The 23,434-nt window shown below is 68.5% G+C and carries 23 protein-coding genes and 1 tRNA gene; 8 read left to right on the plus strand and 16 right to left on the minus strand.

All coding sequences use genetic code 11. The annotated features are described in order from the left end of the window. The first annotated feature begins 213 nt into the window (after window positions 1-213). The 3 genes from IGS68_RS19715 (at window position 214) to IGS68_RS19725 (ending at window position 4,219) form a co-directional block, all read left to right on the plus strand. Window positions 214-2,538, plus strand: a complete 2,325-nt coding sequence (locus tag IGS68_RS19715; protein ID WP_201072891.1) for a xanthine dehydrogenase family protein molybdopterin-binding subunit — start codon at window positions 214-216, stop codon at window positions 2,536-2,538. Between the two features lie 69 nt (window positions 2,539-2,607). Then, on the plus strand, window positions 2,608-3,408 hold the full coding sequence (gene cysQ, locus IGS68_RS19720; protein WP_201072893.1) for a 3'(2'),5'-bisphosphate nucleotidase CysQ: 801 nt from the start codon (window positions 2,608-2,610) through the stop codon (window positions 3,406-3,408). A 10-nt stretch (window positions 3,409-3,418) separates the two neighbouring features. Then, window positions 3,419-4,219: a ferritin-like domain-containing protein gene (locus IGS68_RS19725; RefSeq protein ID WP_201072895.1), complete on the plus strand. Its 801-nt coding sequence runs from the start codon at window positions 3,419-3,421 to the stop codon at window positions 4,217-4,219. Between the two features lie 7 nt (window positions 4,220-4,226). Here IGS68_RS19725 and IGS68_RS19730 read toward each other — a convergent pair whose 3' ends face one another. The 14 genes from IGS68_RS19730 to IGS68_RS19795 all read right to left on the minus strand — a co-directional run bounded on the left by IGS68_RS19730 (window position 4,227) and on the right by IGS68_RS19795 (window position 18,509). Continuing rightward, window positions 4,227-5,405: a PP2C family protein-serine/threonine phosphatase gene (locus tag IGS68_RS19730; RefSeq protein ID WP_201072897.1), complete on the minus strand. Its 1,179-nt coding sequence runs from the start codon at window positions 5,403-5,405 to the stop codon at window positions 4,227-4,229. Then, on the minus strand, window positions 5,406-6,644 hold the full coding sequence (locus tag IGS68_RS19735) for a response regulator (RefSeq protein WP_247880985.1): 1,239 nt from the start codon (window positions 6,642-6,644) through the stop codon (window positions 5,406-5,408). Continuing rightward, window positions 6,641-7,363, minus strand: coding sequence for an ATP-binding protein (locus IGS68_RS19740; protein ID WP_201072899.1), 723 nt, complete (start codon window positions 7,361-7,363; stop codon window positions 6,641-6,643). Before IGS68_RS19740 ends, IGS68_RS19735 begins: the two co-directional genes overlap by 4 nt. A gap of 23 nt (window positions 7,364-7,386) precedes the next feature. Further along, the gene (locus IGS68_RS19745) at window positions 7,387-7,692 is read right to left on the minus strand and encodes an STAS domain-containing protein (RefSeq protein WP_201072901.1); all 306 of its coding nucleotides are present in this window, start codon (window positions 7,690-7,692) and stop codon (window positions 7,387-7,389) included. A 62-nt stretch (window positions 7,693-7,754) separates the two neighbouring features. Beyond that, on the minus strand, window positions 7,755-8,948 hold the full coding sequence (locus IGS68_RS19750) for a methyl-accepting chemotaxis protein (RefSeq protein WP_201072903.1): 1,194 nt from the start codon (window positions 8,946-8,948) through the stop codon (window positions 7,755-7,757). Between the two features lie 23 nt (window positions 8,949-8,971). Next, a complete protein-coding gene (locus tag IGS68_RS19755) occupies window positions 8,972-10,021 on the minus strand; it encodes a protein-glutamate methylesterase/protein-glutamine glutaminase (RefSeq protein ID WP_371821804.1) in 1,050 nt (349 codons plus the stop codon). Further along, window positions 10,021-10,665 (minus strand): chemotaxis protein, encoded by a 645-nt coding sequence (locus IGS68_RS19760; RefSeq protein ID WP_247880986.1) that lies wholly within the window; start codon window positions 10,663-10,665, stop codon window positions 10,021-10,023. Before IGS68_RS19760 ends, IGS68_RS19755 begins: the two co-directional genes overlap by 1 nt. Continuing rightward, complete coding sequence (locus IGS68_RS19765) at window positions 10,662-11,570, minus strand: CheR family methyltransferase (RefSeq protein WP_201072905.1); 909 nt, start codon at window positions 11,568-11,570, stop codon at window positions 10,662-10,664. The genes IGS68_RS19760 and IGS68_RS19765 overlap by 4 nt, the downstream gene beginning before the upstream one ends. A gap of 81 nt (window positions 11,571-11,651) precedes the next feature. Then, window positions 11,652-14,369, minus strand: a complete 2,718-nt coding sequence (locus tag IGS68_RS19770; RefSeq protein WP_201072907.1) for a methyl-accepting chemotaxis protein — start codon at window positions 14,367-14,369, stop codon at window positions 11,652-11,654. Between the two features lie 24 nt (window positions 14,370-14,393). Next, window positions 14,394-14,936, minus strand: coding sequence for a chemotaxis protein CheW (locus tag IGS68_RS19775; protein WP_201072909.1), 543 nt, complete (start codon window positions 14,934-14,936; stop codon window positions 14,394-14,396). Between the two features lie 10 nt (window positions 14,937-14,946). Then, on the minus strand, window positions 14,947-17,073 hold the full coding sequence (locus IGS68_RS19780; RefSeq protein ID WP_201072911.1) for a chemotaxis protein CheA: 2,127 nt from the start codon (window positions 17,071-17,073) through the stop codon (window positions 14,947-14,949). A gap of 7 nt (window positions 17,074-17,080) precedes the next feature. Then, on the minus strand, window positions 17,081-17,446 hold the full coding sequence (locus IGS68_RS19785) for a response regulator (RefSeq protein ID WP_201072913.1): 366 nt from the start codon (window positions 17,444-17,446) through the stop codon (window positions 17,081-17,083). Then, window positions 17,443-17,766 (minus strand): STAS domain-containing protein, encoded by a 324-nt coding sequence (locus tag IGS68_RS19790; protein WP_247880987.1) that lies wholly within the window; start codon window positions 17,764-17,766, stop codon window positions 17,443-17,445. Before IGS68_RS19790 ends, IGS68_RS19785 begins: the two co-directional genes overlap by 4 nt. A gap of 233 nt (window positions 17,767-17,999) precedes the next feature. Then, window positions 18,000-18,509 carry a mismatch-specific DNA-glycosylase gene (locus IGS68_RS19795; protein ID WP_201072915.1) on the minus strand — a complete coding sequence of 170 codons (510 nt, stop codon included), beginning with the start codon at window positions 18,507-18,509 and terminating at the stop codon, window positions 18,000-18,002. A gap of 133 nt (window positions 18,510-18,642) precedes the next feature. On the opposite strand from IGS68_RS19795, the gene IGS68_RS19800 reads away from it, so the two are divergent. From IGS68_RS19800 to IGS68_RS19815, 4 genes are all read left to right on the plus strand, one after another. Continuing rightward, entirely contained in the window at window positions 18,643-19,266 is a 624-nt protein-coding gene (locus IGS68_RS19800; RefSeq protein WP_201072917.1) for a response regulator transcription factor, read from the plus strand. Continuing rightward, window positions 19,263-21,419, plus strand: a complete 2,157-nt coding sequence (locus IGS68_RS19805) for a hybrid sensor histidine kinase/response regulator (protein ID WP_201072918.1) — start codon at window positions 19,263-19,265, stop codon at window positions 21,417-21,419. The genes IGS68_RS19800 and IGS68_RS19805 overlap by 4 nt, the downstream gene beginning before the upstream one ends. A 107-nt stretch (window positions 21,420-21,526) precedes the next feature. Then, window positions 21,527-22,297, plus strand: coding sequence for a competence/damage-inducible protein A (locus IGS68_RS19810; protein WP_201072920.1), 771 nt, complete (start codon window positions 21,527-21,529; stop codon window positions 22,295-22,297). 82 nt (window positions 22,298-22,379) lie between these two features. Beyond that, window positions 22,380-22,628: a hypothetical protein gene (locus IGS68_RS19815; protein ID WP_201072923.1), complete on the plus strand. Its 249-nt coding sequence runs from the start codon at window positions 22,380-22,382 to the stop codon at window positions 22,626-22,628. 14 nt (window positions 22,629-22,642) lie between these two features. Here the strand turns inward: IGS68_RS19815 and IGS68_RS19820 are convergent, their stop codons facing one another. After that, complete coding sequence (locus IGS68_RS19820; protein WP_201072925.1) at window positions 22,643-22,813, minus strand: hypothetical protein; 171 nt, start codon at window positions 22,811-22,813, stop codon at window positions 22,643-22,645. 88 nt (window positions 22,814-22,901) lie between these two features. Between IGS68_RS19820 and IGS68_RS19825 the strand changes: the two genes are divergently transcribed. Next, a tRNA-Leu gene (locus tag IGS68_RS19825) sits at window positions 22,902-22,987 on the plus strand. Window positions 22,988-23,064: 77 nt separating this feature from the next. Here the strand turns inward: IGS68_RS19825 and IGS68_RS19830 are convergent. After that, a complete protein-coding gene (locus IGS68_RS19830) occupies window positions 23,065-23,424 on the minus strand; it encodes a hypothetical protein (RefSeq protein WP_201072927.1) in 360 nt (119 codons plus the stop codon). Between the last annotated feature and the right edge of the window lie 10 nt (window positions 23,425-23,434).

Consider the following 23,434-nt stretch of genomic DNA (forward strand, 5'->3'; position numbering starts at 1 on the left):
GCTCGGCTGATCCTTGAAACATCAAGGAACATAAGGACCCCGCGCCGCCCGCCAAGCATCTTTTCGGGACATGTCAGGTAAGACCACTTCGGGGGTTTGTCATCCGGCGGGACGCGCATAAACTCTCTGGCACACGGAGACAACGGGACAACCAGGCAGCACAATCTGCCGGCGCACTTCAGCGGCGCAATCCTTCAGGGGGGTTCAGATCACATGGCCAAGTTTGGAATCGGACAAGCGGTGCCGCGCACCGAGGACGCCCGCCTGCTGACCGGGCGCGGACGCTATACCGACGACATCTCCCTGCCGGGGCAGACCCACGGGTATGTCCTGCGCTCGCCCCACGCCCATGCGGAGATCGTCTCCATCGACCTGGAAGACGCCCGCAACGCCCCCGGCGTGCTCGGCGTCTACACGGTGGAGGACCTGGAGGCGGCCAGCATCGCCCCCCTTCCCTGCAACGTCCCGCTGGTCCAGCGCAACGGCCAGCCGCTGGTGATGCCGCCGCGCCCGGCCCTCGCCAAGGGCCGCGTCCGCCACGTGGGCGACCCCGTCGTCTTCATCGTCGCGGAGTCGCTGGACGCGGCGCGCGACGCCTCCGAGCTGGTCATGATCGACTATTCGGAGCTGCCGGCCATCGCCGACACCGTGGGCGCCCTGGCGTCCAACGCCCCCCAGGTGTGGGAGCAGGCGCCCGGCAACCTCAGCTTCGAGTGGGAGAAGGGCGACGAGGCGGCGACCGAGGCCGGATTCGCCAAGGCCGCCAAGGTGGTCAGCATCGACCTGGTGAACAACCGGATCGTGCCGAACTCGATGGAGGGCCGGGCCTGCCTCGCCTCGATCGACGACACCGACCGCTATGTCCTCTACGTCTCCAGCCAGGGCGTCCACGGGCTGCGCACCCAGCTGGCGACCCAGATCTTCAACGAGCCGGAAGAGAAGTTCCACGTGCTGACCACCGACGTGGGCGGCGGCTTCGGCATGAAGATCTTCATGTATCCCGAATATGTCCTGTCGCTGTTCGCCGCGCGCAAGCTGAACCGTCCGGTCAAGTGGACGTCGGAGCGGGGCGAGGCGTTCCTCAGCGACGACCACGGGCGCGACAACGTCTCCCACGCCGACCTGGCGCTGGACGCCGACGGCAGGTTCCTGGCGCTGCGGGTCTCCACGGTCGCCAACCTGGGCGCCTACCTGTCGAACTTCGGCCCCTACATCCCGACCGACGCCGGCACGGCCATGCTGGCCGGGGTCTACACCACCCCGGCGATCCACGTGCTGGTCAAGGGCGTCTTCACCAACACCAACCCGGTGGACGCCTACCGGGGCGCCGGCCGGCCGGAGGCGGCCTACCTGCTGGAGCGGCTGGTGGACGCGGCGGCACGCGAGCTGGGAATGCATCCGGGCGAGCTGCGCCGGCGCAACTTCATCCCGCCGGAGGCGATGCCCTTCAACACCTCGCTGGGCCTCACCTACGACACCGGCGAGTTCGCCCGCAACATGGACGACGCGCTTGAGCTGTCGGGCTGGACCGGCTTCGAGCAGCGCCGGGCGGAGGCGCGGGCGCGCGGCAAGCTGCGCGGCATCGGTCTCGCCACTTATATCGAGGCCTGCTCGGGCGGCGGGCCGGAGCAGGCGACGATCCAGATGTCCGGCGCCGGCAAGGTGACGGTGCTGATCGGCTCCCAGTCCAACGGCCAGGGGCACGAGACGGCCTACACCCAGATCGTCTCCGACCGGCTGGGCATCCCGGCGGAGGACATCGAGATCGTCCAGGGCGACAGCGCGCGGATCAGCTTCGGCTCCGGCACGGGCGGCTCCCGCTCCATCCCGGTCGGCGGCGCCGCCCTGTCCGACACGGCGGAACGGGTGATCGAGAAGGCCCGGGCCAAGGCGGCGGAGCTGCTGGAGGCGGCGGCCGTGGACATCGGGTTCGAGGACGGGACCTTCACCATCGTCGGCACCGACCGCAAGGTGACGATCCAGGATGTCGCCAAGGCCAGCGCGCCGGCCGACGGCGGCTTCGCCTTCGACGAGGAGGCCCGCTGGACGCCGCCGGCCGCGACCTTCCCCAACGGCTGCCACATCTGCGAGCTGGAGATCGACGAGGACACCGGCGGGATCGAGTTCGTGCGCTACACCGTGGTCGATGATTTCGGCAAGGTGCTCAACCCGCTGATGCTGGCCGGCCAGGTCCATGGCGGCGTCGGCCAGGGCATCGGGCAGGCCGTGTACGAGGAATGCGTCTACGACCCCGATTCGGGCCAGCTCCTGACCGGGTCCTTCATGGACTATTGCATGCCGCGGGCGAACAACATCCCGTTCGTCCAGTTCAAGCTGAACGAGGTGCCCAGCACGACCAACGCGCTCGGCATGAAGGGCGCCGGGGAGGCCGGGGCGATCGGGGCGCCGCCCGCGGTGATCAACGCCGTGGTCGACGCGCTGTCGGTCTACGGGGTGCGGCATGTGGACATGCCTGCAACACCGCAGAAGATTTGGCGCCTGATCCAGGAGCATCGCCCCGCGATCGCCGCCGAATAACGCCGGCGGGGGTTCCCCAAGGGTCGCGCGGGGGCGTATGCTCCCCATCTTGTGACCTTTGGGGGACCCATGTCAGATCGTAGGGCGGATCAAAGCCTGGATCACGGCTTTGCCAAGTTGCTTCCGGCCGTGCGCACCATCGCGCGGGAGGCCGGTCAGGTCATACTCCGGTATTACACAGACACGGTGACCGCCCACGTCAAGTCCGACGGCAGTCCGGTGACCGCCGCCGACCACGCCGCCGAAGCCGTCATCCTGCCGGCCCTGCACCACCTGACCCCGGACATCCCCGTCATCTCGGAGGAGCAGCACGCCGCCGGCAAGTCCCCGCCGGGCGACCATGGCATCTACTGGCTGGTCGATCCGCTGGACGGCACGCGCAGCTTCGTCGAGCACACCGGCGAGTTCACCGTGAATATCGGGCTGGTGAAGGACGGCGTCCCGGTCCTGGGCGTCATGTACCTGCCGGTGGACGGCGACCTCTACGCCGCGGCCGGCCCCGGCACCGCCGTTCACTGCGTCCAGGGCCGCGGCGACGTGCCGATCTCCGCCCGCATGGTCCCGCCCGACGGGCTGGTGGTGCTGTCCAGCCGCCGCCACGGCGACCGCGAACGGCTCGACAGGTTCCTGGAGGGCAAGCTGGTGAAGGAGCACCGCCACTCCAGCAGCGCGCTCAAGTTCTGCCTGATCGCCCGCGGCGAGGTGGACGTCTATCCCCGCTTCGGCCCGACCTGCGAGTGGGACACGGCGGCCGGCCACGCCATCCTGCTGGCCGCCGGGGGCTCCATCGAGACGCCCGACGGCAAGCCGCTGGGCTACGGCAAGCCGGACTTCCTGAACGGGGAGTTCATCGCCTACGGCCGCCGCTGAACACCGCCAGATGAGTATCCGGTCTGCCGCCGTCACCGTCCTGACCACCGCCGACCCGGCGGAGAAGGTCCGCCTCTCCCGCCGCTTCGCCGAGGCGTGGCGGACCGGCGCGCTGGCCGGGATCGAGCCGCCCGGCCCGCCGGTCCCGCCCGACCGGCCGGCGCGTCCGGACTATCCGGAGCTTCGCCAGCCGCGCGACATGCCGCCGCGCCGCAAGGCCGGCAGCGTCGCCGGGCGGACCGCGCTGATCCACGCGCTCGCCCATATCGAGCTGAACGCCATCGACCTGTCCTGGGACATCGTCGCCCGCTTCGGCGCCGGCATGCCCAAGGGTTTCACCGACGACTGGGTTCAGGTCGCCGACGACGAGGCGCGGCATTTCGACATGCTGTGCCGCCGCCTGGCCGACCTGGGCAGCCATTACGGCGCCCTGCCCGCCCATGACGGGTTGTGGCAGGCCAGCCGGGACACCGCCCACGACCTCGCCGCCCGCCTCGCCATCGTGCCGCTGGTGCTGGAGGCGCGCGGGCTGGACGTGACGCCCGCCATGATCCGGAACCTCCGCGCCGTCGGCGACGACGCCGGCGCCGACGCGCTCCAGATCATCCACGACGACGAGATCACCCATGTGGCCGCCGGCCGGCGCTGGTTCGAGCATGTCTGCGACAAACTGGACGTCCCGCCGGTTCCCACTTGGCAGAATCTCGTCCGCACCCATTTCAAGGGTGGATTGAAGCGCCCCTTCAACGAGGAGAGCCGCGACAAGGCGGGTTTCTCCGCCGCCTTCTACGACCCGATCGCCGAAGGCTGACGAAGGCTTACGCGCGGCGGGTCAGCACCAGGGCGGTGACGTCGTCGTCGAAATTTCCCAGCGCGGTGAGGGAGCCGAGCAGGCCGGCCAGGAAGCCGGCATCCTCCTCCTGGTGCATGTGGCAGCGCACGAGGTCGAGCAGCCCGTCTTCGCCCAGTACGGTATCGTCGGCGGTCCACAGCTCGCTGGCGCCGTCGCTGTAGAGGAACAGCCTTCCGCCGACCGGCAGGGCAAGGTCGCGGTTCTGGTAGCGGGCCGAGGCCAGGATTCCGACCGGCAGGCCGCTGCTGTCGCCGAACTCCGGCGCGGCATCGCCGGCTTGCCATACCATCGGGGCCGGCGCCCCGGCGGAAGCATAGTGGAACGTGTTCTCCACCGGATCGACCACGCCGACCAGCATGGTCGCGAACTGGCCGCTGCGCAGAAGCGGACAGACCCTTTCATTGACCTCGCGCAGATGGTCGGCGGGGTCGAAATCGTTCAGGTCCATCTGCCGCAGGATCGCGTGCAATCTGAAAGTGTTGAGCGCCGCGCCGACGCCATGGCCGGAGAAATCCACCAGCCAGACGATCAGCCTGCCGCGCCCGTCGCGCCGCAGGTCCCAGAAATCGCCGCCCAGTTCCGAGGACGGCTCGAAATGGGCCGACAGGCTCAGGCCAAGGTCGCTCTCGGTCTCCCGCAGCCGCGAGGGCGCCGGCAGCAGCCGTTCCTGCATGCTCCGCGCCAGCGCCAGTTCGCCCTGGCGGCGCCGTCGATAGCCTTGCAGGTCGCGCAGCAGCGCCTGGTTCTCCAGGTGGATGCGGACGCGGGACAGCAGTTCGGTCGCGTTGATCGGCTTGCTGACGAAATCGGTAGCCCCGACCGAGAAGGCGCGGGTCCGGTCCTCCGAGCCCGACAGGCTGCTCTGGACCAGAATCGGCAGGTCGCGGCGGTTGGGATCGGTTCGCAGCCGGCGGCACACCTCGAAGCCGTCCAGCTTCGGCATCATGAGGTCCAGCAGGATCAGGTCGGGCGCGTTCGCCTCGATCTTGGCCAGGGCGTCGATCCCGTCTTCGGCCATCTCCACATGGGGAAAGCCGCCGCGCTGGAGCACGGCCACCAGCAGGTGACGGTTCACGCGGTTGTCGTCGACCACCAGGATCCGGGCATTCCGGATATTGACCGGCACGGAGGCTGAACTGCTCATCTACCGCTCCGCCCAGGGGAAAGTACAGGCATCCTTGGCCAGCAAGACCAGGGTCATGTCCTGCCCCGGCCGGTCGCCGACGGCGCGGGCGAGCGCTTCGACCATGCGGTCGCAGGCCTCGTCCGGACCGGGAGCCTGCAAGGCCGGAACCGCGAGGTCGGCGAGCGTCCGCTCCGCCGCGCGGCCGCCGTCGCCCGGCAGGGCGGCCAGCACGGCATTGTTGTAGAGAAGCAGCATGGTGCCCGGCCCGAACGTCAGGGTGCGCGTCCGGTAGACGCTCTCGGCGGCATGGCCGACCGGCGCGCCGTCGGCCTCGCCCAGGATGGCCGTAGCGGCGCCGCGCCGGACCAGGATCGGCCGGCGGGCGGAGGCGGTGGTATAGGAGAAGGTCCCGGCGGTCGGATCGACCACGCCATAGATCATCGCCGCCCGCTCGTCCGACTCGAACAGCCCGACCGCCCGCGCATTGGCCTCGGTGAGAAAGCGGGAAGGATATGACGCCAGCGGCGCCAATTCGTGGAGCACGGTATGCATGCGGAAAGCGTTCAAGGCCGCCGACACGCCGGTCCCGGTCATGTCGAGCAGGTAGAGCCCGAAGCGTCCCCCCGGCAGGGGGATGACGCCCCAGATGTCGCCGCCCAGCTCGGACGAGACGGCCCGGTGATGACGGATTCGCACGCCGCTGTCGCGGCCGATCTGGTCGAAGATCGCCGCGGTCGGCAGCAGGTGGCCGTACATCTCGCGCGCCATCGCCAGCTCGTTCTCCAGCCGGGTGCGGTAGAGCTGGAGGTCCTGGATCAGCATCCGGTTCTCCAGGTGGATGCGGACCCGGGCCAGCAGCTCGTTGCGGTCGATCGGCTTGGTGATCAGGTCGGTGGTGCCGAGCTGGAACGCCTTGTTGCGGTCCTCGGTGTTGGACAGAGCGGTCTGCACAAGGACGGGGAGATCGGCGTATCGTTCCTCGGCGCGCAGGCGCCGGCACACCTCGAAACCATCCAGGCCGGGCATCACGATGTCCAGGATGACCAGATCCGGCATTTCATGGTCGATCTTGCGCAGCGCGTCGATGCCGTCGACCGCATGCTCGATCCGACGGAATCCCGCCTGCCGGAGCATCGCGGTTATCAAGGTGCGGTTGAAGTCGGTGTCGTCCACCACCAGGATCAGGCAGTCGAGGATCCCGACCTGCCGGAGCTCGGTCAGGGCCGCGGCGGAGGCCGTCTCCATCCCGCCGTTCATCGGGCGAACCTCATCCGGACCCGGCGGCCGTCGTCGAGCAGTTCCCACGCGGCCGCCAGGGATTCGATCAGGCCGATGCCCCGCCCGCTTGCCGTCGTCGGCGCGCGGGGCTTCGGCACGAAACCGGGACCCTGGTCGATCACGTCGATGGCGATCTCCGCATCGTCGATCGACACGGCGATCCCGACCCGCAGGTTCGCCAGCGTCGGGTCGGCCAACCTTTCGTTGAGATCGCAGGAGAAGGCGTCCAGCGCAGCCAGCGTCGGGCCGCGCAGACTCGATACCGCCAGGTTGCCATGGATCACCGCATTGCTGACGGCCTCCTGGAGCGCCAGTTCGACGTCATCCCGCCTCTCCTGACCGAGCGACGCGATCCCGTCGATCACGGTCACCACCGCCTGGGCCACGGGCAGCCGATAGGCGCTCGCCGTGGTCAGGGACAGGAACAGCGTACAGCCCGCCGCTCGCCGCACGCACTCCGCCGCCGTCGGGGCGTCGAGCGAGCCGACCTCGATGCAGGCGCCCGCTCCCCGGTCCAGGACCTCGCTGAGGCAGGCCTGGTCGAGACCCGCCGCGAGCACGGCGGCGCCGTCGATCCGGGCGCAGGCGTCCGCCGGCAGGCCGCAGACGACGGAATGGCCGCCGCGGCCGACCAGCGTCGCGATCTCCTGGAGGCGCTCGGCCGTCAGTCCGACACCGTAGAGCGTGCTCGCCCGCATGGCCGGCTCGTCCGTAATCGGCTTCAGTCCTGGATGTCCACGATCTTGTCCAGCTGGGCGACCGAAAGGACCCGCTTGACCTGCCCCTGCGCCCCGCGGAGGAACAGCTTCTTGTCGACCTGTGCCACCTCCTCGCGGGCGACCAGGATCATGCCGAGGCCGGAGCTGTCCACGAACTCCAGTCCGCCGATCATCATGACCTGACGCTTGGGATGGCTCTGCACCATTTCCTGGATCATGCTCCGGACCTTGCCGTGGTCGTTGAAGGTCAGGCGGCCCGTGACGAAGATGCGGGCTTCCAGGTCGTCCAGCTCGATACGATAGTCCATTTCCACACACCGCTCCCTGAATGGCAGAATGCGCTGCCGCCGCCGGGCAATCTCACGCGCGATCAGAAAAGTTCGACATTGTCGTCGTCCGTGCCGTCCGACAGGCCCGGATCCACGCCGTCGGCCCCCCGGTATTCCGTTTCGTGGTCCAGCGCGCCGTGGGCATCCAGCGCGGATCCCGCCAGCAGCATGCGGCGGACGAAGCGCTGGCGAAGCTCGCTCAAGGTCATGCCGGACAGCAGCTGGTCCACCCATTCCTGCGGGAAGTCCGCCTGGGCGCCGGCCGGCAGCGCGAGGCGCGTCCTCGCGCCCAGTTCGCCAAGGCCGTTCGACATTACGGTCATGCCGTCGATCACATGGTCCAGGCGCTGCTTGGCCAGGTCCTGGAACTGCATCCGGGTGATGACCTGGCTGATATGGGCGGAAATCTCCGTTGAGACCCGCGCCGCGTCCTGGAGCACGCTTTGGAAATGCTGGCTCTGCGCGACCAGGCTCATCATCGTCATGTCGATGCGGTCCTTGGCGAGCATCTGGGGCGACAGGTCGGTGTTGGCGATGTCGCGCAGGATCTCGTGGCCGCGCCGCACGCCGACGACGACCGCGCCGACCTTGTCGCGCATGCGGCCGGCAAGGTCGCCGGTCGCCTTGGACAGGTGACGCACCTCGTTGGCGACCACCGCGAAGGTCCTGCCGGCCTCGCCCGCGCGGCTGGCCTCGATGGTCGCGTTCAGCGCCAGGAAATTGGTCTGGCGGTTGATGGTGTCGATGTCGGCGATGCTCTTCTCGACCTCGCCGACATCCCGGACCACGTCGTCCAGCACATAGACCATCGTCATGGCCTGCTTCGACAGGTTGACGATGTTATTGACCATCTCAACCAGGATTTGCTGCATGGTCGCGACGACGCGGTCGAGCGGAATGGCTTCCCCGTCGATCGTGACGGAGTTGGCGACCGCGATGATGTCCTCCACCCTCTTGGTCTGCTCCCGCGCCGAGGTGGCGAGGTCGCGGAACCGCGAGCTGATCTCCAGCGTGCTGGACTCGACCAGGTCGCTGGTCCGCCTCACCTCGATCGCCAGAGCGTCCAGGCAGTGGTTCTGAAGCTCGGAAAAGCCGAGCCAACGGCCCAGCAACTCGTCATGCCGGGCATCGGCCGGCAATTCAGCCGCCGGCGTCGGAGCCGAAACCGGGCGGATCGCCGCCGGAAGCGCGTCTGAACGGCTGCCGGCGATGCTCTTCAACAATCCGAACGACATCGGTCAGTCTCCCCCGTCCGTCATCAGGTCGACCGTGCGGCAGGGGCCGCCGCGGCGCGCAGCATCTCGGCCGGGATCTGCCCGAGCGGCATCTCGACGGCGACGCCGCCGGCCAGCTTGGCCATGCGCGGCATGCCGTAGACGACGCAGCTCTGCTCGTTCTCCCCGATCGTCCAGGCTCCCGCGGCATGCATCGCCGCCATCCCGGAGGCGCCGTCGCGCCCCATCCCCGACAGGATCACGCCGACCGCGTTTGCGCCCGCCACCTCGGCGACCGAATTGAACAGGACGTCGACCGACGGCCTGTGACCGCTGACCGGCGGTCCGTCGACGATCTCGCATAGATAGCCGAAGCCGTCCCGGCGCAGCGCCATATGCCGGTCGCCGGGGGCGATCAGCACCTCGCCGGCCGTGACGCGCATGCCCGCCTCGGCCATCCTGACGGTCAGCGCGGACTGGCGGTCCAGCCGGGCGGCGAAGCTGGGCACGTAGAAGGCGCCCATGTGCTGGACGATCAGGATCGGCGGCGACCCTTCCGGCAGCACCTCCAGGATGTCGCGGATCCGCTCGACGCCGCCCGTGGAGGCACCCAGCGCGATCAGCCGGCCGCTGCCGCCGCGGACGCCCGCCTTGGCCCGGGCGGGCTTCGTCCGGGGAGGTCCCAGGCGGACATGGGCCGCCACCTTCAACTTGCCGACCAGTTCGTCGCGGAAGTCGGCGAATCGCTCCCCCTCGGCACCGTTGGGCTTGGCGATGCAGTCGATCGCCCCCAGTTCCAGCGCCCGGACGGTGGCGTCGGCCCCCTCGCGGGTCAGGGTCGAGACCATGACCACCGGCATCGGCCGAAGCGTCATGATCTTTTCCAGGAAAGTCAGCCCGTCCATGCGCGGCATCTCCACGTCCAGCGTCAGGACGTCCGGATTGGCCGACTTGATCATCTCCCGTGCCTCGTAGGGATCGGCGGCATGGCCGACCACCTCGAACCCCGGCTCTGCGGCCAGCGCCTCGGTGAGCATCCGGCGCATCAGCGCGCTGTCGTCCACGATCGCGACCCGGATCGGCTTGCCCATCATCAGTCCCCGAACAGCTCGATATCGCCTTCGACCGGCCTGGCGCCCAGGTCGGACATGAACCGCATTTCGCTGCGGATGGTGTCCTCCACCGCGTCCTGCCGGATCAGGCGACGCATAACCTTCCCGGTGCTCGGGAAATAATGGACCCGCCGCGCGAGGGTGCCGCCCAGATCCTGCGCGGCCAGGGTCAATCCCTCGGCGGCGATGAAGCCCAGCACGAACTCCGCGTTGCGACGCCCGACGGGATTGCTGCTGGCGATCACCTTGGCGCCGCCGAACACCTTCACCTCCAGCCGGTCGCGCCGGCCGCCCCGCCGAAGGATCTCGTTGATCAGCCGTTCCATGGCGACGCCGCCGTACCGTGCGGCGGCGTTGGCTCCGCCGTCGTTCCCGGCGGGCGCTTCGGGCAGCAGGAAATGGTTCATGCCGCCCAGGCCCAGCACGGGATCGCGGACGCAGGCGGCGATGCAGGAGCCGAGGGTGGTGACCAGCATCTCGTCGGGCCGCTGGGTGATCTTGTGCTCGCCGAGCAGAACCTTGACGGCATGGGCCCGGAAGCCCGGATGGAAATAGCCTTCGTTGGGCTCGTCGGGGTCCGGGACATCCCCTCTGCGGTCGTCGAGTGCGCGAGCGGCGTGCTTCATGGCATGGCCTGATAGCTGGTCGGCCCCACTTGGCGAAACTGTTCGGAAACGCCGTAGAGACTCTCTGAATGGCCGAGATAGAGATGCCCGTCGCCATCAAGCAGTTGATGGAACTTCCCTATCACTTCCGTTCTACCATGCCTGTCGAAATAGATAAGCACGTTGCGGCAGAAGATCGCATCGAAGGGGCCGCGCATCGGCCAGTCTTCGAGCAGGTTCAGCGGCTTTAAGGTAATCATGCTGCGCAGACTCTCCCCCATCGAGAGCACCCGCCGGTTTGCCTGCTGCTGCTCCGACGTGTGGCGCGAGCGGACTGCCGCGGGTATGGCGCTTGCGGCTTCCACGGCGTAGACGCCCCGCCGCGCCGTCTCGACCATGTGTGTGTCGATGTCGGTCGCCAGGATCCTGACGTCCCAGCGGTGGAGGTCGGGCACCGTGGACGCTACGGTCATCGCGATCGTGTAGGGCTCCTCGCCCGAGGAACAGCCTGCCGACCAGATCCGCAGGCGCGGCTTGGCTGCGCCGGCCTCCCGTTCCTGGACCCGGGGCAGCACCACCGTGGCCAGATGCTCGAAATGGTGCGGCTCCCGATAGAAGCGGGTCAGGTTGGTGGTCAGGGCATTGACCAGCAGGCCGATCTCGCTTTCCCCCGACCCGGACGACAGGAAGGCGCAATAGGCGTCGAAGTCCGCCATGCCCAGGTCCCGCAGCCGGCGGGCAAGGCGGGAATAGACCATTTCCACCTTGTGGGGAGCGAGATGGATGCCCGTGAGTTGCTGGAGCAGCGCCGCGATCTGGTCGAAATGCCCGCGGGTGAAATGGAACTCGCGCTCGCCGGTGGACCGGGACAGGCTTCTTTCCCGATCCCGGCCGGCCGGCGCGCTCCGGTGCGCCGCTTCAGTCATTCGATCCCTCCCGCGCGGGGGCATGTCGCCAGATGTCATGAAAGGTAATGAAACGTCACGAGCCGGAGCTGCCGCGCCCGCTCAGAACTCCTTCCAATCGGGGTCGTCGTTGGTCTCCACCCGGCGCAGGGTGGTCGGGTGCGGGACGACCCGCTTGCCTTCGGAGGCGGCGGGGCGGGCCGCCGGACGGGGAGCGGAACGCCCGCCGCCCACGGTCTTGCGCATCGGGACCGGCGCGGGCCGCGACGGGAGCTCTTCGGCAGCGGCCAGGCCGCCGGAGACGCTGAAGAACGAGATCAGCGAGCCGAGATCATGGGCCTGCCCCTCCATCGAACGCGCCGCGGCCGAACTCTGCTCGACCAGCGCCGCGTTCTTCTGGGTCATCTCGTCCATCTGGGCGACGGCGCCGTTGATCTCGTCCAGGCCGTTGGCCTGCTCGGCGGTCGCGCGGGCGATCTCCGCGACCAAATCGGCCACCCTGCTGACACCCGCCACGATGTCCGACAGCGCGCCGCCGGCGTTCCCGACCAGGTCGACGCCGTCGCGCACCTGGGTGTTGCTGTCGATGATCAGCGCCTTGATCTCCTTCGACGCCTGGGCCGAGCGCTGGGCCAGCGTCCGGACCTCCTGCGCCACCACCGCGAAGCCGCGTCCGGCGTCGCCCGCCCGGGCGGCCTCGACCGCCGCGTTCAGCGCCAGGAGATTGGTCTGGAAGGCGATCTCGTCGATCACGCCGATGATGTCGCTGATCTTCTGGCTGGAGCTCTCGATCCTGCGCATGGCATCCACCGCATCGCCGGCGACCTTGCCGCCGCGATCGGCGGCGGTACGGGCGGTCGAGGCGACTTCGTTGACCTGCTTGGCATTGTCGGCGTTGCTGCGCACCGTCGCGGCGAGTTGCTCCATGCTGGCCGCCGTCTCCTCCAGGCTGGAAGCCTGCTGCTCGGTCCGTTCGGACAGGTCGAGGCTTCCCGCCGAAACCTCGCGCGCCGCTTCGGAGATCGCGGCCGTGGACTGGCTGATCCGGCCCACGATGTCCGAGAGCTTTTCGGCCGTGGAGTTGAAGTCGCTCTTGAGGCGCTGGAAGACGCCTTCGTAGTCCTTCTCGATCCGGCGGGTCAGGTCGCCGTGGGACAGGGACTGGAGGACGGAGGCCAGATCCTCGGCGACGGCGCAGACATTCTCCGCCAGATCATTGATGCCCTCGCTGACAGTCAGGAAGAACCCGCTCTTGCCCGCCAGTTCGATCCGGGCGGAGAAGTCGCCCCGCACCGCGCCGGCGACGATGCCGCCGATCTCCTCCTCGACCTGGAGCTCCTCTGTCAGGTCGCGCCATTCGATGATGGTGCCGAGGCGTTCCCCGCGCTGGCCGGACACCGGATGGGCGATGACCTGGAAGGTATGGCCGCCGGCCTTGGCGATGCCCTTGTGACTGCCGGTCAACCCGTCGAGCAGCCGGCGCTGGTGCGACGGATCGCGATGGAAGATGTCGATGTTCGTCCCGATCAGGGTCTTCGAGTCGAAGGCCGGCAGGCTCTTGCGCAGATCGGCCTCGCACGCGCCGAACATGCCCATGATCGCCCGGTTGCAATAGACGATCTTGCCGTCCGCGTCGGACATCATGATGTTGGCGCTGACGTTGTCGAGGCCGATCCGGGTCCGCACCGCCGCCACGGCGACGGTCTTGAACGCATCCACGGCGCGCGCCATGTCGCCCAGTTCGTCACGGTCGGCGGTGCCGGGAACCGTGACGGCGAGGTCGCCGTCGGTCAGGTCGGCCATCACCTTGCGGAGCGCGTTGACCGGGTTGATGATGCTGCGCGAGATCAGGTTGGCGGCGATGATCCCGAGCAGGATGGAGATCACGCCGATGATCATGGTGATCGTCAGGGCGGTCCGGGCCTGCGCCGCCGCCGCGGCCTCGATTTCCGTCTGGCTCGCTTCCGCCGAGCTGACGATCTCGACCGCCTTCTTCGAGGTGGCCGTGCCCACGTTGAGCAGGACGTCGTCGCGCAGCCGGAGGATCTCCACGTTGCTCGACAGGATCTCGTTGAAACCGGCGGTGAACTGCTTGACCCCCTCGGCGAGGGCGGCCCTGACCTCCTGCAGCTTCGGATCCTTCAGTTCCGCGTCGAATTGTTCGAGATGCAGGCGCAGTTCGGCGATGTTGTCATCGAACTTCTGCCGGGCCGACTGGTCCCCGCTGGTCAGGAACCGTTCGGCCGCCAGCCGCGCGACAAGCCAGTGCCCCTCCGCCTCCGCGGCGGCGAACGACGCGGCGATCGCGCCCGCGGCCGCGGACTTGTCCTTCAGTTCGGCGAAGTGCCCGAAGACCCTGTCGGCCAAGGGCTCCATCCGTTCGCGCAGCAGGGTGTCCTGCCGGGTCCGCAGGTCCACCAGCTTCTCGAAGTTGACCAGGTAGTCGGCGGCGAGCGCTTCGATGTCGGCCACCAGCCTCAGGCGCATCGGGTCTTCGACCGCCTTCTTCGTGGTGCCGATGTGGCCCATCAGCGTGGCGTGCAGGTCTCTGACGATCGGCGGCAGCTTCTGGTCTCCGCTGTACGCGAAGTTGCGCGCGGTGATGCGGAGACCGACCATCTCGGACTCCAGGTCCTTGGCGAGCCTCGCCTCCTCCCCGATGTCGCTCAAGTGATGGATAACGGCCGCGGTGTCCAGCAGGCTGTATCCGCCATAGCCGAAGCCGGCGACCAGCAGGCCGACCATCAGGCCGAACGCGAGCCACAGGCGCTTTTTGATGCCGAGCCGAGCCGGGGCGGAGGTTCGATCGGTGACGGACATGGTGGAATCCCCTTGCGGCTCCGCTCAGGCCTGCGCCTGATGCGGGATCTGGATAGGATGGGAAGCGAGCACCTCGACGGCGTCCCCGGCGAACAGGCGGGTCACGTCCAGCAAGGTCACCATGCGGTTCTCCGCCGTGACCAGCCCGCTCAGGTATTGTTGGTCGATCAGCCCGCTGTCGATATCCGGCGGCGGCTTCACCGCGTCGTGGGCGACGGTCAGGATGTCGGATATGGCGTCCACCAGGATGCCCCGGGTACGTTCACCGACCTGCAGGACCACCACCACGTGGCGTTTGGTCACCTCGGTCTGGCCACCGCCGAAGCGGGCGCGCAGGTCGAAGATCGGGATGATGATGCCGCGCAGGTTGACCACGCCGCGCACGTAGTCGGGCATGTTGGGAAGCTTGGTCTCCGGCGTCCAGCCGCGGATCTCGCGCACGGACAGGATGTTGACGCCGTACTCCTCCGTCCCGACGGTAAAGGTGACGTATTGTTCCTCGGCCGAAGCCGGTCCGGCCTGATCTCGCGGAACGGCCGGCAGGGCGGCCGAAGGGACTGTTGCCATCTGTCTTATCCTAGGCGGCGGGCAGTGCGGCGGCGGGGACCGCGCGCGCAGGGGTGTTGCGGCTCATGCTCTGCAGGCCGGCGACGTCGAGGATCAGGGCGACGCGACCATCGCCCAGGATGGTCGCGGCGGAGACGCCGTCGAGACGCTGGAAGTTGCTTTCCAGGCTCTTGATGACGACCTGCTGCTGGCCGAGCACCTCGTCCACCACGAGACCGAGGCGCCCGCCCTCCTCCGTCTCGACCAGGACGACCAGGCCCCGCGTCGGATCGCCGATCGCGCCGTCGATCCGGAACAGGCGGTCGACATAGACCAGACGCACGTACTCGCCGCGCGCCATGATGACGTCGCACTGGTTCGCGACGCTCTGCAGGTCGGCCTTGCGGGGCCGCAGGCTTTCTATGATGTTGGTCAGCGGCAGCACGAAACGCTGCTCGCCGACCGAGATGACCATGCCGTCCAGCACGGCCAGGGTGAGCGGAAGCGACAGCACGAAGCGCGTGCCCACGCCCGGCGTCGAATGGACGCCGATCCGCCCGCCCAGGCTGGCGATGTTGCGCCGGACGACGTCCATGCCCACGCCGCGGCCCGAGATCGCCGAGACGGCGTCGGCCGTGGAGAAGCCGGGCAGGAAGATGAGGTTGTCGATCTCCTCCTCCGACAGGCCGGCGCCGGCGGGGACGAGCCCCTGCTCGACCGCCTTCTGGAGCACCCGCTGCCGGTTGATTCCCCGCCCGTCGTCGGCCACCTCGATCACGATCCGGCCGGACCGGTGCTGCGCGGAGAGATGGACCGTCCCGCTGCGCGGCTTGCCGACCGTCTCCCGCTCGTCAGGCGTTTCCAGGCCGTGGTCGATCGAATTGCGGATCATGTGGGTCAGCGGGTCGACCAGGTTCTCGACCACGGTCTTGTCCACCTCCGTGGTCTCCCCCGAGGTGGCGAGCATGACTTCCTTGCCGGTCTGGGCGGCGACCTCGCGGACCAGCCGGGGCATGCGGGAGAACACCGACCGGACCTGCTGCGCCCGGATCGCCATCACGCTCTCCTGGAGTTCGCGGGTGTGGCGGCTCAGCTCCTCCAGCCCCTCGACCAGCTGCTGGAGCGTGCCGGGCGGCACGTCGCGGAGCTGTTCGCTGATCATCGCCTGGGTGATGACCATCTCGCCGACAAGGTTGACCAGCCGGTCCACCTTGTCCAGATCGACCCGGATCGTGTGACCGCCCAGCCCGCCGCCGGCCGCGGCACCGGAACCCGGACCCGGGCCGCCTTCCGGCCGGACCGGGGCTGCCTGGGCGCCGTCGACCGCGCCGGCTTCGTAGACGGTCAGCTGGCCGGGCGGGACATAGGGCAGGTTCTCCTCGAACACGCCGAACGCCTCCTCCTCCCCGCCGTCGGCGGAGCCGGTGGTCTCGACGATGTCCACCTGGCAGTCGTCCACGACGAATTCGAAGACGTCGCGGATCGCCGCCTCGTCGGTGGCGCCGGTCAGGGCGATCTGCCAGAACAGGTGAAGGCTTTCGCCATCCAGTTCGAAGAGCGGCGGAACCCGCCCCATGTCGCAGACCACCTCGGCCTGGCCGAGCCGCTTCAGGGCCCGGAGCAGGAAGGCCGGCTCGTTGCCGCTGAGCAGGAGGTCGCTCTTGGGCATGAAGTATATGACGAAGCTGCGGGCCGCCGGCACCGGCGCCTTCCGCGCCGCGGTCGGCTGCGGCGCCGGAGCGCCGGGACCGGACGCTTCCTTGTGGAGGAAGCGCCTGAGGTCCGAGGCGGACGCGTCGGCGAGACCGGCCGGAACCGCCAGCCCGTCGCGGGCGCAGGTCAGGAGCCGGGCCATGACGTCGTTGGCCTGGATCAGGACATCCACCAATTCGGTCGTGACACCGATCTGCTGCGACCGCAGGCGGTCCATGACCGCCTCGAACTCGTGGGTGAAGGCCACCAGCTGGGAAAAGCCGAAGGTGCCGCCGCCGCCTTTGATCGAGTGGACGGCCCGGAACACGGCGTTGATCTCGTCCAGGTCGATGTTCTGCGGCGACAGGCGCAGCAGCCCCGCTTCGGCGACGGCGAGGAGTTCGGCGCATTCGTCGAAATATGTGGCCTTGAAGCGGTCGAGGTCGTCGAGGTAGGCGCCCGTCATGGCCGGCTCAGCCCATGACCTTTTGCACGACCTGTATCAGCTTCTCGGGGTTGAACGGCTTGACGATCCATCCCGTAGCCCCGGCGGCCCGCCCCTCCTGCTTCTTGGCGTCATCCGATTCGGTCGTCAGCATGAGGATCGGCACGGTGCGGTGGCCGCCGCTGGCCCTGACCTTCCGGATCAGGCTGATGCCGTCCATGTTGGGCATGTTCAGGTCGGCCAGGATCAGGTCGACCTTGTGGCTGGCCAGGACCACCAGCGCCTGCTGTCCGTCGATGGCTTCGACGACGTCGAACCCGGCACCGCGCAGGGTGAAGGAGACCATCTCGCGCATGGTCCGCGAGTCGTCGACGGTCAGCACCTTCTTCTTCATTTCAGGCTCCACTCCTTAAGCCAGCCGGCCAGGCCGAGGTCCGCGCACACGTCCGTCAGGACATCCGACGGCGCGGCGATGGCGAAACGCTGGCCGGTCCCCTCGGCGTGCCGGGTCGCCGCCACCAGCGCCTGCACGGCGGCCGTGCTTGCCCGCTCCACCGTCGCGGCGATCACGACGATGTCCGAATATTCGCTGAAGGCGGCCCGCAGGCTCTCCACCAGGGATGCGGCCATCGGCAGGTCGAGATCGTCCGGAAGGCTCAAGGTGGCCTTGCCTGCCTCGTTCTCCGAATGAATCAGGGGCAACAACTCGGCCACGTCCCATCTATCCCCACGGCCCGGTCGGACCGACGGTCCCGCTGACTCCCAGCGCACCGTCCCGCCCGCCGACCAGCCAATGCTTTTTTTCTCTAATTGAATAAAACTTCCGGGTGTGAAGGATTGCCCCGTTGCCTGTCTGTTACCAGAACCGCGGGCACAGGTCTATCGCCAATTACGACTAAAGAGGTAATGCGCCCGCCATAGCGACGCCCCGTCGCGGCTGCTCGAGGTCAGGGCCGGCGGGCGGCGCGGCGCCGGGCCACGAACTCGCCCAGTTCCTGCCACGGCGCCGTGTCCCAATGGCTGCGGGCGCGCCCCGAGGGCGACGGCACGATGAAGATCGCGGCGCCGAACAGGGTCTCCTCCTGGAGGCCGTATTGGACCGCCGCGCGCCGGAAGAAGGTCTTGCCGGCGTTCTTGCTGTCGAAGGCGACCGCGGCCGGCCGGTAACGGTCCATCTTCGCGACGAAGCCCGAGACATCGAAGCAGTGTTTCGTCAGTTCCTGGTCGCTGCCCCATTCCGTCTTGCACAGGTCGGTCAATCCCAGCCCGTACCCGATCACCTCTGGGTATTCATGGGGCTTCAGCAGGCGGGGCGTCAGGCCGACGAGGTGCAGCGTCGGCCAGAACCGGTTTCCCGGCTTGGCGTAGTAGGCGGCGGCCTCCTTGGAGGCGCGGCTGGGCGCGGTCCCGCAGAGCACGAGATCCAGGCCAGGGGCGAGGACGTCCGGAAGGATCATGGTAACCGTCGCGGCCCTTTCGGCGGCAAGGGGGCCAACTCAAACTTTCGTATAGGTATCCGGGGGCTCAAGTAAGGTTTGAATAACTTTTTATGATATAGCTGAAGCAACTCGTACCTCGGGATTGCTTAGCATGCGTATTCTGCTCGCCGACGACCACAACATGGTTCGGGATGCGCTGAAAAGCTATATCGAACGATTGGAGCCCGATGCCGAGATCGTATCGGCCGACAGCTTCACCACGGCCTACAAGGCGGTTGAGGAAGCCGGCGACTTCGCCTTGGTCATCCTGGACCTGAGGATGCCCGGCATGGACGGGCTGGACGGGTTGCGCCGGATGCGCGAGCGGCTTCCCGACGTGCCGGTGGTGATCATGTCCGGCGGCGCCAGCCACGAGGACGTCCGCACCGCCATAGATCTCGGCGCGCAGGGCTTCCTGCCCAAGACGCTCACCGGCCCGGCCCTGGTCTCGGCGATCCGCCTGATCATGGCGGGGGAGAAATTCGTTCCCTTCGGTGCCGTGGACGCCCCGGCCGTGGAAAGCGCCGAGGCGGACGGCCACGCCCTGCTGACCCAGCGCGAGCGGGAGGTCCTGCAGTATCTCGAGAAGGGTTGGTCCAACAAGGAGATCGCGCGGGCCCTGGAGCTTCAGGAAGTCACCATCAAGCTGCATATCCGCGGCATCTGCCGCAAGCTGGGCGCCAAGAACCGGACCCAGGCCGCGCTGCGGGCGCAGGAGGCGCGCCGCCTCCAGTGACGACCGAGCGCGTGGATAACCCCCACGGGGGACCGGGACAGATCCGGACGCTACGGCCGTCGCTGGCCATGGGCACGGCCCTCGCCTCGGCGACCGCGGGCCTGATACTGACCGCGATAGCCGGTTGGCCGACGGCGGAAGACCTTCGGATCGGCCTGGGAATCGGCCTGGGAATCGGGGTCGCGGCGGCGCTCCCCCTCTGGCTCAGGGCACGCAAGGCCGAGCGCCGCGGCGAAGCCGCCCGCCGGGCCGAGGCGTCCGCCGTCGCCTCCCTGGTGCGGCTCAGGGAAGCGATCGAATCGGCGCCGGGCGGCTTCATGCTGCTGGACGCCCATGGCGGGGTGGTATTCGGCAACGCGGAGCATCTTCGCGTGCACGGCGAGCTTGCCACGGCCCCGGCGTCGGAAGCCGCACCCGCCGGCGTGCCGTGGGAGGCGACCCTGGGCGACGGCCGGGTGCTCCTGATCGATCGCCGCCGCACGGCCGGCGGAGACACGATCTGCGTCCATACCGACATCACGGCGCAGAAACAGGCCGAACATCTGCTGCGGCACCGGCTGACGGCGCTGGAAGCGTCGGCCGACGGCGTCGCGATCCTCGACCAGGCAGGCACCTTCACCTACCTGAACGACAGCCACGCCCGCATGCACGGCTTCGACGACACCCGCGACCTGCTGGGACGAAGCTGGCTGTCGCTCTACGCCGCGGCGGAGCGGGTCCACCTGCAGTCCGACGCGCTGCCCCGCCTGATCGAGGAGGGGCGCTGGCGCGGGGAAGTGACCGGTCGCCGCCGCGACGGCAGCACCTTCGCCCAGGACCTGACGCTGACCGGGCTCGACGACGGCGGCATGGTCTATATCGTGCGCGACATCAGCGAACGCCGGCGGGCCGAGGACGAGCGCGCCCGCCTGACCGAGCAGTTCCACCAGGCCCAGAAACTCGAGGCGATCGGCCGGCTGGCCGGCGGCATCGCCCACGACTTCAACAATGTCCTGGCCGCCATGATGGGCTACGCCTCGTTCCTGGTCGAGGACCTCGACCCCGCCGCGCCGGAGCACGAATTCGCTGTGCAGCTCATGGTCGCGGGGGAGCGCGCCAAGCGGCTGGTCCAGCAGATCCTGGCCTTCAGCCGGTCCGAGGGCGTGGAGCGCGAGACCGTCAACATGATCGCGGTGCTGGACGAGACGGTCGCCCTGCTGCGCGCGACCCTGCCCAAGTCGATCAACCTGACCTGCCGCGTCGACGCGGTTTCGGCGCTGGTCCACGCCAACCCGACCCAGATGAGCCAGGTCCTGATGAACCTGTGCGTCAACGCGGCCGACGCGATCGGCACCGGGCCGGGGGAACTGGCGCTGGAGATCGACATGCCGACCCTGGACGGCGGCTGCGCGGAGGGGCTGCGCGAGGCGCTGGACCTGCGGGGCGACCTGATACCGGCCCGCATGGGCCCCGGCGAGCGTCCCGGCTCGACCCGCATGTGGATCGGCGTGCTGCCGATCAACCGGGATCATCCGGTCCGCTACGTGCGGCTGACCGTGTCCGACAGCGGGTCCGGGATGCCGGTCGAGGTGATGGGGCGCATGCTGGAACCGTTCTTCACCACCAAGGGGATCGGCAAGGGTACCGGGCTGGGGCTGGCCGCCGTGCACGGCATCGTCAGCGCCCATCGCGGCGCGATGATGGTCGAGAGCAAGCCCGGCGACGGGACCCGTTTCCAGGTCTACCTGCCGACTCTGGAGGGCGCCGTGGTCGAGCAGGCCCACTGGGCGGCCAGCGCGCCGCGCGGCAGCGAGCGCATCCTGATCGTCGACGACGAGGACATGGTGTCCAGCGTGATCGCCCAGGGCCTGGAGCGGCTGGGCTACGAGGTCGGCTGCTGCATCAGCGCGGAGGAGGCTCTGTCCGTGATCCGGGAGGAGCCGGACGCCTGGGACTTGGTGATCTCCGACCAGATGATGCCGGGCATGTCGGGCCAGGATCTGGCGGCGCGGCTGGCGCAGGATTGCCCCCGGCTGCCCGTGATCCTGTGCAGCGGCTATGGCGACCCGGTCTCCGAACTGGGCCTCGACCCGGAGGTCGGGCAGATCCTGATCAAGCCGGTCGAAGCCGGCCTGCTGGCGGAAACGGTGCGCCGCATGCTGGACCAGCGCTGACCGGAAGCTTGCCATCGGCGAGCACATCCCCGACTTTTCCGTCCGTGGCCTGTTGCACCGGGATCGATCTTCGAGCCGGCACGGCGAACCAGGGAAGAAGCGCGACCATGACCCAGAACACCCGGGAGGCGGACGTCACCGCCGCCCTGCTTATCATCGGCAACGAGATCCTGTCGGGGCGGACCAAGGACGCCAACCTGCCCTTCCTGGCGGAGAAGCTGAACGAAGTCGGCATCCGCCTGCGCGAGGCCCGGGTCGTCCCCGACCTGGAGGGCGAGATCATCGACGCGGTCAACGCGCTGCGCGCCCGCTACACCTATGTCTTCACCACGGGCGGCATCGGCCCGACGCACGACGACATCACGGCGGAATGCATCGCGAAGGCGTTCGGCGTGGCGCTGGAACGGAACGCCGAGGCGGTCGCGCGGCTGCAAGCCCATTACAAGACCGACCAGATCAACGAGGCACGCCTGCGCATGGCCAACATTCCGGCCGGGGGCATCCTGATCGACAACCCGGTGAGCAAGGCTCCCGGCTTCCAGATCGGCAACGTGTTCGTGCTGGCCGGCGTGCCGATGATCATGCAGGGCATGGTGGAGAACCTGCTTCCCCGGTTGCGCGGCGGCGCCCGCATGCTGGCCCGGACGGTAAGCTGCGGCCTGCCGGAGGGCACGCTGGCAGAAGGGCTGGAAGCGGTTCAGAAGCGTTTCCCCGAGATCGAGATCGGCAGCTACCCCTATCTGCGGAACAAGGAATACGGCGTCAGCCTGGTGCTGCACGGCACCGACGAAGCCATGCTGGAGCAAGCGACCGAAGCTGTCGCATCCCTGGTCCGGGACCTGGGCGGCGAGCCGTCGGTAACGGTCGGGTATTCCTGAAGGGGTATCCCTGACGGACAGTTCCGGCGAATAATGGCAGCGACAGTTTGCCGCAGGGTTTCGGAATCCCACCTACCTCCGCATGAGGTCGTTCGAAAAAACCCTGGTGATGTTCCTCCTGAAGCACCTGACGAGCGGTGCGGCGGGCGGCGGTGTGCTGGGAACCGGCCTTCTGCTGCTGGACATCGCCAGCCTGCGCACCCTGATGGGACAGAGCGACGGCGGCGTCCTGGCGATCCTGCTGCTGTTCTTCGGGCTGATGGCGACCTTCGGCACCGTCGCCATCGCCATCGGCGTCATGACGATGAACGGCATGTTCGACCACGACTGACGGGATGCTTCGGGTCAGAACGGCCCGAAGGTCTGGTACACGAACATCAGCCCGACCAGGATCGCGAGCCAGACCGCCACCTTGGGCAGCCACTGGCCGCCGCGGTTCATGCGGAAGGCCGCCGGTCCCACGAGGAGGGCGACCAGCAGCAGGGATATCAGGCCGAGCCAATTGATGGTTTCCATTCCCCGCTAGATGGCCTTGCGGCCGGCTTCGGCAAGATGCTTGCGGGGCGTCCATGCGCGGATTAGGGTGTGTGGCTTCTCCCCCCGTGCCCGCTTGGCGGAATTGGTAGACGCAAGGGACTTAAAATCCCTCGACCTTCGGTCGTGCCGGTTCGATCCCGGCAGCGGGCACCACCTTGACGACCGGCGACGGACAAGCCCGGACCTGCACGGACAGGGTTCGAACTCCCGGGAACGGATCGCCGCATCGCTCAAACCGACGCCAGGGCATACAGGCGGGCCTCCGTCCGGGACAGCACCCAGCCGTCGAGCTTGACCGTCCGGCCGGCGGCGAAATCGGCCCGCTGGCGTTCGGCGACGTGACGCAAGAGGTCGCCATCCGACATCCCGCCGCCACCGACGATCAGCGCGGCCAGCTTGGCCGGGTCCGCCTCATCCCTCGCCGTTTCGAGGTATGCCCGGCCGATCCGGCGCGCCGCCGCCGGGGAGCGCAGCAGGGCGAGCAGGCGCTGCGCTTCGGGCGGGGCGGCCGCCGCGGCCTGGGCCGGCCCCGGCGACCCGTACAGCAGGCCCGCCGCGGCGGCGGTGGCGAGAAGCTCGCGTCGGTTCATGGTCGGTCTC

The sequence above is a fragment of the Skermanella sp. TT6 genome, from assembly GCF_016653635.2.
Lineage (GTDB): Bacteria > Pseudomonadota > Alphaproteobacteria > Azospirillales > Azospirillaceae > Skermanella > Skermanella cutis.